The sequence below is a fragment of the Micromonospora sp. AB353 genome, assembly GCF_049538395.1.
In the GTDB taxonomy this organism is placed as follows: domain Bacteria; phylum Actinomycetota; class Actinomycetes; order Mycobacteriales; family Micromonosporaceae; genus Micromonospora; species Micromonospora aurantiaca.
In genome coordinates this window covers 1-13,445 of sequence record NZ_JBMVFV010000013.1, presented here as the reverse complement: position 1 = coordinate 13,445, position 13,445 = coordinate 1, and the positions used below count along the sequence as shown (strand labels likewise).

The following is a 13,445-nucleotide window of genomic DNA, read 5'->3' as shown; positions in this document are numbered from 1 at the left end:
GTTAGGGGGTCGGCCGGTCGGCCGACGCCTGCGACCGGTAGATGCCGATATCTTCCGGTCGGACGAGGCCGTCCTCGATCGCCCGGGCGAGCAGCGCCGCCTTCGTGGCGGCCGGACGGCCCGCTCGGGTGTACTTGATCCGCGCACGGTCGACGTACTGCTTCACCGTGTGCTCGCTGATCTGCATCCGGCGCGCCACCGACGCCTTCGACATCGACTGGAACCACAGCAGCAGCGCCTCGCGCTCCTTGTCCGACAGGGACGGACGATCCGGACGGGCGTCACCGACCATCGCTCCGGCCAGCGCCGGCGGCACGTACGGCCGGTCGCTCGCCGCCGCCAGCACCGTGGCCACGCAGTGCTCGCGTCCCTCGTGCTTGGCCAGGAACGCGACCGCGCCCGCGTCCAGGGCGGCGAGCATGGTCTGCGGGTCGCTGTGCTCGGAGTAGACCACCACCCGGCGCCCGGTCGCGCTCAGCTCGGCCAGCTTGTCCAGCACCATCCGGCCGTGCAGGCGCAGGTCGAGCAGCACCACCTCGGCGTCCGGCGCGGCCCGCAGCACCTCGTCCGGGTCGTCGCCGGTGGCCAGCACCCGCAACCGCGGCTCGCCGGCGAGCCAGGCGCGCACCCCGTCGATCACCACCGGATGGTCGTCCACGATCGCCACCCCGATCGGGGTGCCGGCGTTCACGTCCGCCGCCAGCGGGTCTGCGTCCATCTGATCTCCCCGTCCCGCTCGTGCAGGTGTTCCACCGGCCCGTCCCCGCCGGTCGCCGGCTCGTCCGGGCCGTCGTGATCCGGCGTCACCAGGCTGACCACCACCTCGTCCGGGCCCGCCACCACGGTGAGCCGAGCCCAGCCCTCGGCCCCGGCGAGCGCGGCCGTGAGCGGGTCGGCCAGCCCGCGCCGGATCTCCACCGGCAGCTCCGGAGGCGTACCGACCGACACCAGGTCGATCGGCAGCCCGTTGCGCTCGGCCAGATCGGCCGCCGCGCGCAGTTCGTGCAGCAGCGCGTCCGGCACGTCGTCCGACTCGGCGATCAGCCGGCGCAGCCGGGCCGCGGCCAGCACCGCGCGCCGCCGTACCGCCGGGTCGGCCGGGTCGGCGTCGCCCGCCGCCAGCCCGGCCAGCACCTCCTCGGCGGTGCCGCTGACCAGCGCCAGGCGCGCCTGCCGCTCGGTGCGGGCCCGCTCGGCCGCCTCCTGCTCCGCGGCCACGGCGAGCGTCGCCGCCGCGGTGGCCGCCCGGTCCCGGGCCTGCGCGGTGAGCGCCGCCGCGCCGACGAAGACCGCCACCGGCAGGGTGGAGGTGCCGTAGACGTACATGGCGGCGCGGCTCAGGTCGGCCGGGGCGGTCGCGCCGTACAGCACCACCGCCGCCAGCGCGATCGTGCCGTGCGCGGCGAGCATGAGCAGCAGCCAGCGCACCGGCCGCCGCCAGAGCACCAGCAGGAAGAACCAGGCCAGGCCGCCCCACACCCAGTTGGCGGTGCTGAACAGGAACCGCTCGCCGGCCCCGGCGACCACCGCCGCGTCCACCACCAACAGCGCCACTGCCAGCGGCCCGGCCGGCGGCAGCCCGCGGCGCAGCAGCCGTACCCCGGTCCCGGCCCCGACCAGGGCGGTCACCAGCCAGCCCGCCGCCACCACGGCGGGATCCGCCATCCCCGGCCCGGCCCGCAACACGGCCGGCAGCGCGACCGCCAGGTGCCAGGCGGCCGCGATGACGATCACGGCGATCCGCGCGCCCTGGTCCGACGCGTCGGCCACCGCGTGCGCCTCCGGCGGGGCGGTGGCCGCTCCGGAGCGCGTCGCCACCCGCGGCCGGGGCAGCGGGCGCAGCGCGTGTCCGGCCGTCACCGCCGTACCCGACTCACTCGCCATCGGACCACTCCAGCCGAATCCGGGTACCGGCGCCAGGGGCGGAAGTCACCACCGCCCGACCGCCCATAGTGCTCATCCGGCCGTGGATCGACTCGCGCAGCCCGTACCGGTGCGCCGGGACCGTGGACGGGTCGAAACCGGGACCGTCGTCGACCACCTCGACCACGACGGTGCCGCCCTCGCGGGCCAGGCGCAGCGACGCGGCGGCGCCCGGCGCGTGCCGTGCCACGTTCGCCAGCGCGGCGGCGGCGCTGTCGGCGAGCGCCGTGGCGACCTCCGCCGGCAGCCGGCACGGTGCGAGCGTGGCGGTCACCGCCGGCCCGGGCGTCGCGGCGAGCACCTCACGCAGCCGTTCGTCCAGGTGGGCCTCACAGGCCGCGGTCGCGGTCCGCGCACCGGCAAGGGCGGTGAGGGTACGCAGGTCGTCCGCGCACCGCTCGCGCAACGTCGCCGAGTCGGGTACGGCACCGAGGCCGACCATGGTGAGCGTGCCCAGGACGGTGTCGTGCAGGTCGCGGTTCTGCCGCCGTTCGTCCTCGCGGGCGGCGCGTGCCACCACCGCCGCGTGGGACAACCGCTGGTAGTCGGCGAACGCGGCGTCGGCGCGGGCGATCCGACGGCGCATCACCGCCGTCATCACCGCCGCGCTTGCGGTCTGCACCAGCAGCGTCCCGGCGTGCGCCCGCGCCTCGACCGGGTTGCCGGCCACCGTGGTGCCGGTGACGTACGCGGCGGTGACCAGCAGGCCGGCCGGCACCGACCAACGGGCCGGGGCGGTGGCCTGCGCGTTGATGACTGTCGAGCTGGCCAGCACCGCGATCCAGCTCGCCTCGCCCGGCAGCACCTCCGGCGCGACGAGCCACGGTACGGCGAGCGCGGCGGCGGTGGTCAGCGCCACGTCACCGGCGACGAGCGCGCCGCCGATGCCGTGCCGCAGCGCGCGCCACGCGTACCAGACCGACCAAGCGGTGAGCACGACGACCGAGGGGATCAGCAGCGCCACCCGCACCGGCGGCGTACGCACCGACAGCGCGACGATCGCGCCGACCAGGCCGCAGGTGAGCCGCAGCAGTGCGGGCAGGGTGGTGAAGATCAGGCTGAACGCGTCACCCGCCGGGCGGGCCAGCGGGGGCCGTGGCAGGGGCATGGCGGCAGCGACCGGCATCGGAGAGATGTCCTTCCGGTTGCGACCCGGCCGGGTCCGCGCGGCATAGATTGACGCTGGAGAATAACATGTTTTGTCGCAACTGGTCACCCTTGGTGCTTGACGAGTTTCGCTCCGGCGTAAAGCAGTAGGCCGTCCGGACCGGCGGTCAGCGGCGCGCGGCGGCGAGCAGGTGGGCGCTGGCCCCGAGGATCGCGGCGTCCCGCTCGAACCTCTCGGCGCAGGCCACGGCATCGGCGAACAGCCGCTCGTCCGGCCCGGTGCCGAGCGCGTTCAGCACCGGCCACAGCGGACCCTCCACGCCGTACACCTCCGGGGTGGGCAGTCCGGCCGCGACGAAGTCGGCGGCCAGTTCCTCCGGCCGGTGGAAGAACGCGGTGGTGAAGCCGGTCCGGGGATCGTTCACCCCGGTCTCGTACTCGGCGCGCAGCAACTGCCGGTTGTCGTCGTCCAGGCGGCCCTGCACGGTCAGGTCGATCAACGCGGCGTGCCGGCTGATCGCCGCCGCCACGATCGTCCCGCCCGGCCGGGTCACCCGCGCCGCCTCACGCAGCGCGGCCACCCGGTCGGCCTGCCGCGGCAGGTGGTAGAGCGGACCGAGCAGCAGCGTCGCGTCCGCCGCCGCGTCGGGCGACGGCAACGCGCGGGCGTCACCCACCGACGCGGTCACCAGCGGGTACGCGGACCGCGCCGCCGCGACGTGCGCGGGCACCAGGTCGACCAGGTGCACCCGGTAACCGGCCGTGGCGAGCGGACCCGCGTACGCGCCGGGACCACCGCCGACGTCCAGCACGTCCGCCGGCGCGGCGGGCAGCAGCCGGGCGAGCAGATCCCGGGTACGTCGTGCCTCCAGCCGGCCCTGCGGCGACCCGTCCAGCCGGTCGGCCTCGACGTAGACCTCGGTGTAGTAGCGACTGACGTCCGGTTCGGCCGGTCGGTGTGCGGGCATCGATCAATGGTCGCCGAGAAGTGGAGCCGCAGCATCCGGTTTACGGTTGCCGGCGACTCCTACCCTGCGGGGTATGGCATACCAGCCGGCCATGGTGCCGCCGAAGAAGTCCAAGCGAACACTGTTCATCGTGCTCGGCGTGGTGCTGGCGATCTGTTGCTCCGGCGGTGTGCTCGCCGGCTTCTTCCTCTTCCGGGCCGTGCAGGAAGCCACCGGCCCGGCGCGGTCCACAGCGGAGACGTTCGCCGAGGCGATCGTCGACCGCGACTATCCGGCCGCGTACCGGCAGCTCTGCTCCCGCGTACGCGACCGGGTCAGCGAGGCGGACTTCACCCGGCAGCAGTCCTCCCAGCCGGAGTTCACCGGCTACGAGATCACCGGGCTCAACGTGTCGAACAACAACGGCCGGGTGAGCGGGGCGGCGACCATCCGCTTCACCCCGGCGGCCGGCACCACCGTGACGCAGTCGTTCCCGATGGTCAAGGAGGACGGGGAGTGGCGGATCTGCGAGTGAGCCGGTAGCGGGCCTCCGCGCGCACCTGATCCACTTGTCGCATGGCCTCACCTTCCACCGCACCGCTCCCGCCGGCCGTCGCGGACCGGCTCGCCCGTGAGCGCAACGTCTGGCTCTGCACGCTGCGCCGGGACGGCTCACCGCACGTCACGCCGGTGTGGTTCGTCTACGCCGACGACGTCTGGTGGATCGGCTGCGAGGCGCGCAGCGTCAAGGCCCGCAACGTGGCGGCCGACCCCCGCGTCTCGCTCGCCCTGGAGGACGGCGTCCACCCGGTCGTCGCGGAGGGTGTCGCCCGCCTGCACCGCGCCGACTTCCCGCCCGCGATCGTGGCGGCGTTCGCCGAGAAGTACGGCGGCTGGGACATCCGGCAGCCGGTCACGCCCGACGGGGACCGCGCGCTGCTGGAGGTGCCCGTCCGGCGGTGGCTGCTCGCCGGCCGGGCACGCTAGTCCCCGGAGAACCCCCAGAAGTAGAGCTCGCTCGGGGCACCCGCCTCGTCGTGCAGCACGGCGTACCGGCCGAACCAGCGGCCACCGACGAAACCGGCGGGTCAACGTGGTCGGGATTCCTGTGCCACCCTCTGCGCCATGCGTCTGTCGTCGGGCCTGGGAGTCGCCGCGGCCGTGGCCGGCCTGCTGTCGGTCGGAGCGGCACTGCTCGCCATGCCGGACGCGTCGCTTCTCTGGGCCGTGGTCACGCTCGCGGCGCTGTGCGGCCACGCGCTCACGGCATCCGGTACGCCCCGGGTGCGATGGGGCGTCGCCGTCGGCGCCGGGCTGTTCGCTCTGGTGGCAGCCGCGAACCTGCTCTGGCACCGGGAACGGGTGGCGGACGCGGGCGAGCCGCGGGGGAGCCAGGCGGCGACGCGGACGTACCTTGTGGAGAGCCTGCGGGAGGGCCTGGACCAGCAACGCCTGAGCGCGTGGGGCTTGGCTCTCGGCGTACTCCTGCTTTCCGTTGCCGTGCCGGCGTTGCCGGCACGCGGCGGACGGCGGGGTGTGGTGACGACGGTCCTGGCGGTGGCCGTGCTCGTCTGGTGCGGGCTGAGCGTGGCGGCGACGCCCGGCGACCCGCCGCTGCCCGAGCTGCTTCTGGCGCTGCAGCCGGCGTTGCTCGCCGCGCTCGTGACCGCCGGGGTGCTGGCGTGGTCCGGATGGCGGGGCGACCGGCTCGGGCTCCTCACGGCGGGGATGGTCCTGCTGGCGGTGGTCGCCGTGCGGGCCTGCGCGGATCTCGCCTCCGCGTGGGCGAGTTGGTGGACGTTCGTCGAGCCCGCCAGGGACGCCTTCCTGCAACCGGGATTCGTGGTGAGCGTGGGTGGCTCGGCGGGAGGTGCCCTTGAGGTGTCCTCGGCAGTGGAGACGGCTGTCGCTCTCGGCGGCGCGGGACTGGCGGTCGCCGGTGCGTTGCGTGCCTCCCGCGAGAACGCCCGTCCGTAGTCTCTCCCCTTGCGCGGGTGGTCGCGCCTACGGGTGCGAATCGGTGATCGCGATGACCTCGTCGAGGCGGTCCAGCGCGGCCCGGAGATCGTCGACCTTGGCCTGGATGCGCTCGCGCTCGGCGCGCAGCATGGCCCGCTGTGCGGGGTCGGTGTGCCCGGAGTCCCAGCACGGCAGGAGTTCGGCGATCCGGCTGCTGGTCAGGCCCGCCGCGTACATCTGCTGGATGAAGCGCACCAGCGTGACCGTGTCCGGCCGGTAGAGGCGCTGGCCGGACGCGCTGCGCCGGGGGAAGAGAAGGCCCTGTTCCTCGTAGTAGCGCACGGCGCGCACCGAGACACCGGCGTCGCGCGCCACCTCGCCGATGCGGATCAGCGGCTCGGTCACGGTGACCCCTCTCACCCCGGTCTCGGCGATCAACACTTGCCTCTGACGTCAACGTCAGGTTTTAGCGTACCGGGCATGGACATCAACGACTCGATCGCTCTCGTCACCGGCGCCAACCGCGGCCTGGGTCGCGCCTTCGCCCAGCGCCTGCGCGAACGCGGCGCCCGCAAGGTCTACGCGACCGCCCGCCGGCCGGAGACCGTGGACCTGCCCGGCGTCGAGGTGCTGCCGCTGGACATCACCAGCCCCGCATCCGTACGGGCCGTCGCCGCTGCCGCCCCGGACGTCACGCTGCTCGTCAACAACGCCGGGATCCAGACCGGGACCGACCTGGTGACCGGTTCGCTGGACGCGGTGCGGCACGAGGTGGACACCAACGTGCTCGGCCACCTGGAGATGATCCGGGCGTTCGCGCCGGCACTCGCCCGCAACGGCGGCGGCGCGATCGTGAACGTGCTCTCCGCCATGTCGTGGTTCGGGACCAGAGGCGCCGGCGCGTACCACCTGACCAAGGCCGCCGCGTGGGCGATGACGAACGGCGTACGCCTGGAACTCGCCGACCAGGGCACGCTCGTGACGGCGGTACACCTCGGCCTGGCCGACACCGACATGTCAGCGGGCTGGCCCGTCGACAAGATCGCGCCGGCCGATCTGGCCGACGCGGCGCTCGACGGCGTCGAGGCGGGCGCCGCCGAGGTGCTGGCCGACCAGTGGAGCCGCGACGTCAAGTCCCGGCTGACGTTGGCGCCGGAGGAGTTCAACGCCGCGATGGACCGGGCCTTGGCGGCGCTGACGGCGGCCTGAGCGACGTTCAGCCGACCCTGTCCCCGTCCCTGGGTCGGTAGAGAGTGCCAGCCGCTACGGTGGCCGACGTGAGCGACGACGCGCCCGTAGTCGAGGTGGTGCCCTACGACCTGGCCTGGCCCGCGCGATTCAAGATCGAGCAACGGCTGTTGTCGGAGGCGCTGCCCGCGGCGCTCAGCGTCGAGCATTTCGGTTCCACAAGCGTTCCCGGACTGGCTGCCAAACCCATCATCGACATCCTGGTGGTGGTACCCGAGGTAGGTGCGGTCGCCGCCGACGTCCGGCCACTCGAACAGCTCGGGTACGTCTATCGTCCGTCGGCCTTCCCGGACGACGACGAGCACTTGTTCTTCGCGAAGGACACGGCCGGGAAGCGAAGCCACCACCTGCACGTCTTCGGTGTCATGTCCCGGGTGCCGCAGGCGAACCGGGTCTTCCGCGCCTACCTCGCGGCCACTCCGGACGCTGCCCGTCGCTACGAGGCGGCAAAGAGACGTGCAGCCGAGCTGCATCCTCACAGTCGGGCCCAGTACGGCGCAGCGAAGGAGGAGGTGTTCGCGCAGTTGTCGGCCGAGGCCCGGCTGTGGAGCCGATTCGCAGGTCGCCAGTCAGCGAAGGGCTAGGTGTACCGCCCGGGGAGGTTGGTCGGGCCTCCCGCCGATCGCCGGCCGGAGTTGCGCGGGAGAAGCGGTCGCCGTTGAGGTAGGTCACCTCGTAGTCGGGGCCGCCGAGCACATCCAGCAGCCGCGGCCGGCTGATCCGCACGCCGACCTCCTCTCGGATCTCACGCACCGCCGCCTGGGCCGGGGACTCTCCGATGTCGACAGCGCCGCCGGGAACCGCCCACCCGTTCCCGTCCTCGGCATGACGTACGAGCAGGATCCGTGCGCGATCGTCGACGACGATGACCGACACCGACGGCAACTGGATCAACTCGTGGTCGATCATCGTCCGGAGCCGGGCCAGGTGCGGGGAGATGACCATCAGGGCACGGTACGGTCCGCCGGGGCCGGCTGCAGCTGTCAATTCGGCGACCCTGAGATTCGGTGCTCGCGTGCTTCACTGTCGAGCATGAGGTGGCGGACGGGCCGGCGTGTCGCGACTGCCCTGGCGGCCATCGTGGCGATGGTCTCGGTCATCGTCTGGCAGTGGTGGCAGAACCAGCCGCCGTACGGCCCCGAGGCGCTGGCTCTCCGGTCCTCGCTCAGCTTCGTGACGAACGAGGAGGCCCAGGCCGCACTCGGTGAGAACGGATCCGCTCCGTTCGCCTCCGGACGTGACCAGTTGGTGCTCGGCCGGCTGTTCTGGCAGACCCCGCCCCGGCCACTCGACGGCGGCTACTTCGCGGTCTTCCTCATCGACAAGCGCACCGACTCCAAGCCAGCGGTCTTCGGCGTGGCCGCTCCACAGGCGGCCGTCGGCATCGGCAGCGCAGGCATCGAGCACCGGATCGCCGAGCGCTACTCCTGGCTCCGTGGCGCTGGTGACGCCACGTTCGGGGACGACGAGTGGCGGAGCAACGGCAGCAGGCTGCATGTGGCAGACGAGAAGGCATCCCCGCTCACCTTCGTCGCGCTCTTCCCGTACGCCGAGAAGCCTGATCCGGAGACGTCGACCGCGACCGCTCCGGTCCAGATGTCCGACCTGCTGCTGGCCCTCGTCTACATGGGTTCGGACGGGCAGGTGTACTGGGCGCAGCGGCTCCAAGGCTAGGCCGATGGCCCGGGGCGTGTCGAACCTGCGGCCTCGGGACAGACGGAGATCGCGGAGCGCCTAGAGTCCGGGCTGTGGATCTCGTCGGCTGGTTGGAGCGGGTGCTCGACCTTCGGACGCTTGATCTCCGCAAGGCGCGGTCGGCGGCAGATCCGGATGCCCGAGTCAGGCACACCGGTATTCGTTCGGGCGACTCCGCCCTCTGCGGTCCCGAATCACGACCTTGCCGAACCCGGTGGTGTTGGTGCAAGCCGGGCCGTGCACGTCGAGGCCGGCGACATCGGTGGTGATCGCGGCCGAGCCGAAGTAAGCGGGATCGAGGACGAAGGCCACACGGGTACCGGCTCCGACGGGAGCGGAGAACTCCGCAGGTGGCTCGACCGGCCGCAAGCCGACGAGGCGCTGCCGAAAGCCGTGGCCGTGTCGCCAGACCTCGACAGTGGTCTGCGAACTCACCGCCGCCGCGGCGGCACTCGACCAACGCTCGCTGGTGAGCAGCGAGCCGTGGTAGCCCAGCTTCGGCGTTCCCGGGCCGGTCAGGACGTCCGCCTGGTCGTCGGTCACCGAGAAGATGAGATCAGCGGTGATCTCGGCTACCACGTCGGGGGTGTGGCTCGCGGCGACGGTGGCTGCCGGATGAAACGCGTGCCCTACGACCGCGCACAGCACCCGAGTCGCCAGACGCGGATCATCCCTGCCCACCCCGAAGTACATACCGGGCCGCTCGCGTACGGAATCGTCGAACTCCATGACCCTGATCTTCGCGAGGCTGTAGTCAGGCTCCGTCACGCCACCCACGCTATCCAGGCAAGGTACGCGCGGCTATCGCATGACAGGACGTCTCGTCTTCGGCTGATTTGGCTTCACGAGGGCTGCGGTGATCGTCTCGACCGAGACCGGAAAGCCGCTGACCTGCGATGACGGTGGTGCGCCCGGCAGGATTCGAACCTGCGGCCTTGGGATTAGAAGTCCCCTGCTCTATCCGCTGAGCTACGGGCGCGCGCCGACGGTCGTCGCGCCAAGAGGGTACCGCCGGTCCCCGCGTGCCCGGGGGTACGGGTCGGCGCGTCCGTTCCGCCGTCCAGCGTCCCACGCCGGGGCCCGGACCGGCACCACAGTTCCGGCGGGTCCGGGCGGGCCGGGCGGGACGCGATCCGTACCCTCGTCGGATGCTGCTCGACCAGGAAACCGAGAACGAGATCGTCTTCGAGCTGTGTCAGCTCCTCGGACGGGCGATCCTGCCCCTCACCGGCTCGGACGGGCCGGGCGCCCCGTCGGCCGTCCTCGGCACGGCCTTCTTCTACAGCGAACTGGTCGGCGCTACGGACGACGGCGAGATCGCGCACGAGTGGCTGCTCACCGCCGATGCGCTCACCGACCGGGCGTACGGCGAGATCGGCTTGCGGCCGAGCGTCACCGACCCGGCCGAGGGCGCGGACGAGCCGATCGACCTGCCCGGTTTCGCCGACCACTGGCTGCATCTGCCGGAACTGGGGCTCGCGGCGATGCCGACCGGCGGCCTGCACGGCTGGGCCGACGATCGGGGCTGGCGCTGGCGTACCCAGCAGGTCACCGAGGCGGTGGCCGCGCCGGCCGACGCGGTCGCCCGGATCGGCGCGGCGCCCGCGTCGGCGTTCGTGCTGGCGCTCGGTGTCGGCGACGGCGGGGCGCGGCCGTTGGAGGCGGTGGTCGAGCGGGTCGCCCGGGACGGCGGCGAGGTGCGGGTCACGACGGAACTACCAGCGGGCTACGTGGGCGCGCCGGTGTTCGCGGTCGAGGCCGGGCCGGACGGCGGACCCGCGCTGCGCTGCCTCGGCGTGGTGCTGCCGCCGCAGGCCGGTGGTCACCCGATCGCCACGTTCGACCGGATCCGCGCCGCGCTCACCGCCGTCGTCGCCGACTGAGCCCGCGGCGAGGCCGGCCGGCCTCAGCCCTCGGCGGTCGCGTCGGCCGGCCGCCGAGGGGCCGGCGGCGTCGCCGGCTCCGGTTCGGTCGGCCCGGCGCGGAGGAACCCCTCCGCCCACCGTCCGACCTCCGCGAAGACCTTCTCGCGTACGCCGGGACTGGACAGCGTGAGGTCGTGCAGCCCACCGTCGAAGCGGGCCAGCGTGACGTGCCGGCCGAGGCGGGGCGCCCAGCGCACCATGTGCTCGACGTCGAGCACCGCGTCGGCGCCGGTGGCGCTGTCGTGCCACTTCGTGCCCCGGAAGCTGCGCGTCGAGCAGGCCAGCAGCACCGGCACCGGGATGTCCAGCCCGGCCCGCAGGCGACGCTGGCCGGCGCGGATCGCGTTGATCCAGCCGGCCCGCACCGGGAACCCGGCGAGCGGCTTCCAGGCCAGGTCGTACCGCCACTCGCCCCGGTGGTCGGCGTGCAGGCTCTCGCCGTACACCGTGCCCAGGCCGAACGGCAGCACCCGCTGCGGCGCCCTGCGGCCCAGGCGGGAGACGGCGGCCGCGAGGGGCCGACGGACCATCCAGGGCGCGTTGATGTCGAAGAAGGGGCTGTTGAGCACGATGCCGTCGACCAGGCCGGCGTCACGGCGGTCGTGCGCCCACAGCGAGATGATCAGGCCGCCGGTCGAGTGGCCCATCGCGAGCAGGGTGTCGTGTCCCTCCTCGGCGCGGATGATCTCCGCGGCGGCGTCCAGCTCGGGGAAGTAGTCGCTCAGATCGCGGCAGAAGTTCGGGGTCTGGTGCGGGAGCAGGCTACGGCCGTACTTGCGCAGGTCGAGCGCGTAGAAGTCCCAGCCGCGCTCGGCGAAGAAGTCTGCTACGTGGGTCTGGAAGAAGTAGTCGACGAAGCCGTGCACGTAGAGCACGGCGCGGCCGGTCGGGCGGTCGGCGCGCCGCCGCACGAGGGTCGCGACCACCGGCCCCTCGTCGTCGGTGCCCAGCTCGATCGTCCGCCGCTCGTAGGGGGCGCCCAGCACGTCCGGTTCCACGACCGCGACGGTACGCCGCCTTGCTACCCGGCGGTAGGGGTGCGGTTGTAAGGAGGGGGCCCTTGTTAACGCATCCGGTAGAGGAGGGGCCCCTTGTTAACAAACGGCACGGCCCGCCCGCCTGCACCGTGCGGGCGGGCCGTGCCGGACGTCAGACGGTCTCGGCGTCCTCGCGCTCGGCGTCCTGCAACGGGGCGCCCTCGGGCTGGTCGACGGCACGCAGGTGCTTGTTGTGGCGCGGCTCCTGCCGGGTCTTCGCGTCGTTGAGCTTGCGGCGCAGGTCGTCCCGGACGTCGTTGAGCGCGGCGTGCAGATCCTCCTCGGTCGAGGTGGTGACGATCTTCTGCCGCCCGGCGATCCAGCACTCCAGGGTCACCTTCTGGCCCCGGGCCTCGCGATCCTTGACGGACACCTCCAGCTCGGTGGCGTCGGCGTGGAAGCCGGCGAGCCGGGCGTCCAGGGTTCCGAACTGCTCGGCGATCCAGTTGCGGTCGCCCTGGGAGAACCCGGCGCCGACCCGCAGGCACTCGGCCACGGTCGCGGGGTTCGCCACGGCGCTCATCGCGCTGCCTCGCGGACGTCTCGGAGAAGCATGGGAGCTCCCTTTCTCTCGGTTGATCAAGTACTTACCCAACCGGCGTGATTCCGGAACGCCTGCTTGCCGGCTCCACTCGATCGTGCGTCTTTGCAGCTCAGGCACGTAGGGCCGGTCGGCCTAGCAGATCGGGACCTTGATCAGGTGGTTGTCCACAGGCCCGCTCGTCATCCACAGGTCCGGGCCGGCGGGTGGCCCGGGCCGGGCGTCCGGCCGACGCTCACCGGGACAAGTCGATCCCTGGGAGGGGCGATGTTCGATACGTACGTGACGATCGTCGGCAACGTGCTGACCGCGCCGGAGTGGCGCCGCACCACGCAGAGCGGAACGCTGGTGGCCAACTTCAAGGTCGCCTCGACCGCCCGCCGGCTCGACCGCGACAGCGGCCGCTGGGTCGACGGCAACAGCCTTCGGGTACGCGTCAACTGCTGGCGCCGCCTCGCCGAGGGGGTGGCCGCCTCGGTGGCTGTCGGTGACCCGGTCATCGTGGCCGGGCGCCTCTACACCCGGGACTGGACCGACGAGTCCGGCACCCACCGCACGCTCTACGAGCTGGAGGCGGTGGCGGTCGGGCACGACCTGTCCCGGGGCCGCGCCCGCTTCCTGCGCAACCAGCCCCGCGCGGCCACCAGCACGGTCGAGGACGCGGAGGCCGAGCAGCGGGTGCACGGCGAGGCGACCGAGGCGGTGCCCGATGCCCAGGCCCCGGCGACGTTCGACGACAGGCCCTTCGACGACGACTTCCCGCCGCCGGAGTACAGGGGCGGCCGGAGCGAGCCGACCGGCACCGTCGAGCGGGTGGGCGAGTCCGACCCGTTCGACGCCCGGCCCGGTGTGCGGCAGGCGACCGGCTTCGACCCCGGTCCGGGTGGCCCGGCCGAGGAGGAGGACGAGCTGGGCGACGTGGCGGACGACGGGCCGGCCCCGGTCGAGGACGACGAACTGGGCGAGGTCGCACCGCCGGAGGTCGGCGGACCGGGTGGTTCCGGGCCGGGTGAGGGCGAGGCGGGCGCCGCGAGCCCGGGCGGGACCGGCGGGACCGCGTCGG

16 protein-coding genes, 1 tRNA gene and 1 pseudogene are annotated in these 13,445 nt (G+C 73.1%); 8 read left to right on the top strand and 10 right to left on the bottom strand.

What is annotated here, in order from left to right; all coding sequences use genetic code 11:
• Position 1 precedes the first annotated feature (1 nt).
• From ACPCK6_RS08875 to ACPCK6_RS08860, 4 genes are all read right to left on the bottom strand, one after another.
• The gene (locus ACPCK6_RS08875; protein ID WP_396881311.1) at positions 2–718 is read right to left on the bottom strand and encodes a response regulator transcription factor; all 717 of its coding nucleotides are present in this window, start codon (positions 716–718) and stop codon (positions 2–4) included.
• Positions 688–1,884: a hypothetical protein gene (locus ACPCK6_RS08870; protein WP_396881312.1), complete on the bottom strand. Its 1,197-nt coding sequence runs from the start codon at positions 1,882–1,884 to the stop codon at positions 688–690. Before ACPCK6_RS08870 ends, ACPCK6_RS08875 begins: the two co-directional genes overlap by 31 nt.
• Entirely contained in the window at positions 1,874–3,049 is a 1,176-nt protein-coding gene (locus tag ACPCK6_RS08865) for an ATP-binding protein (protein ID WP_423480834.1), read from the bottom strand. The genes ACPCK6_RS08870 and ACPCK6_RS08865 overlap by 11 nt, the downstream gene beginning before the upstream one ends.
• 148 nt (positions 3,050–3,197) lie before the next feature.
• Positions 3,198–3,998: a class I SAM-dependent methyltransferase gene (locus ACPCK6_RS08860; RefSeq protein ID WP_396881314.1), complete on the bottom strand. Its 801-nt coding sequence runs from the start codon at positions 3,996–3,998 to the stop codon at positions 3,198–3,200.
• A 73-nt stretch (positions 3,999–4,071) separates the two neighbouring features.
• Between ACPCK6_RS08860 and ACPCK6_RS08855 the strand changes: the two genes are divergently transcribed.
• The 3 genes from ACPCK6_RS08855 (at position 4,072) to ACPCK6_RS08845 (ending at position 5,954) form a co-directional block, all read left to right on the top strand.
• The gene (locus tag ACPCK6_RS08855; RefSeq protein ID WP_396881315.1) at positions 4,072–4,512 is read left to right on the top strand and encodes an Rv0361 family membrane protein; all 441 of its coding nucleotides are present in this window, start codon (positions 4,072–4,074) and stop codon (positions 4,510–4,512) included.
• A 41-nt stretch (positions 4,513–4,553) separates the two neighbouring features.
• Positions 4,554–4,964: a TIGR03618 family F420-dependent PPOX class oxidoreductase gene (locus ACPCK6_RS08850; RefSeq protein WP_423480833.1), complete on the top strand. Its 411-nt coding sequence runs from the start codon at positions 4,554–4,556 to the stop codon at positions 4,962–4,964.
• Between the two features lie 138 nt (positions 4,965–5,102).
• A complete protein-coding gene (locus tag ACPCK6_RS08845; RefSeq protein WP_423480832.1) occupies positions 5,103–5,954 on the top strand; it encodes an aminopeptidase in 852 nt (283 codons plus the stop codon).
• Positions 5,955–5,981: 27 nt separating this feature from the next.
• Here the strand turns inward: ACPCK6_RS08845 and ACPCK6_RS08840 are convergent, their stop codons facing one another.
• On the bottom strand, positions 5,982–6,341 hold the full coding sequence (locus tag ACPCK6_RS08840) for a MerR family transcriptional regulator (RefSeq protein ID WP_128138284.1): 360 nt from the start codon (positions 6,339–6,341) through the stop codon (positions 5,982–5,984).
• A 75-nt stretch (positions 6,342–6,416) separates the two neighbouring features.
• Here ACPCK6_RS08840 and ACPCK6_RS08835 point away from each other — a divergent pair, with 75 nt between their 5' ends.
• Entirely contained in the window at positions 6,417–7,145 is a 729-nt protein-coding gene (locus tag ACPCK6_RS08835) for an SDR family oxidoreductase (RefSeq protein WP_423480831.1), read from the top strand.
• A gap of 68 nt (positions 7,146–7,213) precedes the next feature.
• Positions 7,214–7,768: a GrpB family protein gene (locus ACPCK6_RS08830; RefSeq protein WP_423480830.1), complete on the top strand. Its 555-nt coding sequence runs from the start codon at positions 7,214–7,216 to the stop codon at positions 7,766–7,768.
• A gap of 106 nt (positions 7,769–7,874) precedes the next feature.
• On the opposite strand, the pseudogene ACPCK6_RS08825 reads toward ACPCK6_RS08830, so the two are convergent.
• Positions 7,875–8,093: pseudogene (locus ACPCK6_RS08825) on the bottom strand (NUDIX domain-containing protein); the annotation flags it as partial.
• Between the two features lie 123 nt (positions 8,094–8,216).
• Here ACPCK6_RS08825 and ACPCK6_RS08820 point away from each other — a divergent pair.
• Complete coding sequence (locus ACPCK6_RS08820; protein ID WP_396881322.1) at positions 8,217–8,858, top strand: hypothetical protein; 642 nt, start codon at positions 8,217–8,219, stop codon at positions 8,856–8,858.
• Positions 8,859–9,023: 165 nt separating this feature from the next.
• On the opposite strand, the gene ACPCK6_RS08815 is transcribed toward ACPCK6_RS08820, so the two are convergent.
• Both ACPCK6_RS08815 and ACPCK6_RS08810 read right to left on the bottom strand, forming a co-directional pair.
• Positions 9,024–9,647 carry an ATP-binding protein gene (locus ACPCK6_RS08815; protein WP_423480829.1) on the bottom strand — a complete coding sequence of 208 codons (624 nt, stop codon included), beginning with the start codon at positions 9,645–9,647 and terminating at the stop codon, positions 9,024–9,026.
• 135 nt (positions 9,648–9,782) lie between these two features.
• Positions 9,783–9,858, bottom strand: a tRNA-Arg gene (locus ACPCK6_RS08810).
• A gap of 169 nt (positions 9,859–10,027) precedes the next feature.
• On the opposite strand from ACPCK6_RS08810, the gene ACPCK6_RS08805 reads away from it, so the two are divergent.
• Positions 10,028–10,762, top strand: a complete 735-nt coding sequence (locus ACPCK6_RS08805; protein ID WP_423480828.1) for a hypothetical protein — start codon at positions 10,028–10,030, stop codon at positions 10,760–10,762.
• 23 nt (positions 10,763–10,785) lie between these two features.
• Here the strand turns inward: ACPCK6_RS08805 and ACPCK6_RS08800 are convergent, their stop codons facing one another.
• Positions 10,786–11,802, bottom strand: a complete 1,017-nt coding sequence (locus ACPCK6_RS08800) for an alpha/beta hydrolase (protein ID WP_423480827.1) — start codon at positions 11,800–11,802, stop codon at positions 10,786–10,788.
• Between the two features lie 151 nt (positions 11,803–11,953).
• Positions 11,954–12,364 carry an HPF/RaiA family ribosome-associated protein gene (locus ACPCK6_RS08795; RefSeq protein ID WP_262014116.1) on the bottom strand — a complete coding sequence of 137 codons (411 nt, stop codon included), beginning with the start codon at positions 12,362–12,364 and terminating at the stop codon, positions 11,954–11,956.
• Positions 12,365–12,649: 285 nt separating this feature from the next.
• Here ACPCK6_RS08795 and ssb point away from each other — a divergent pair.
• Positions 12,650–13,445 (top strand): single-stranded DNA-binding protein (gene ssb, locus ACPCK6_RS08790; protein WP_423480826.1); only part of this gene is annotated, 796 nt, incomplete at its 3' end.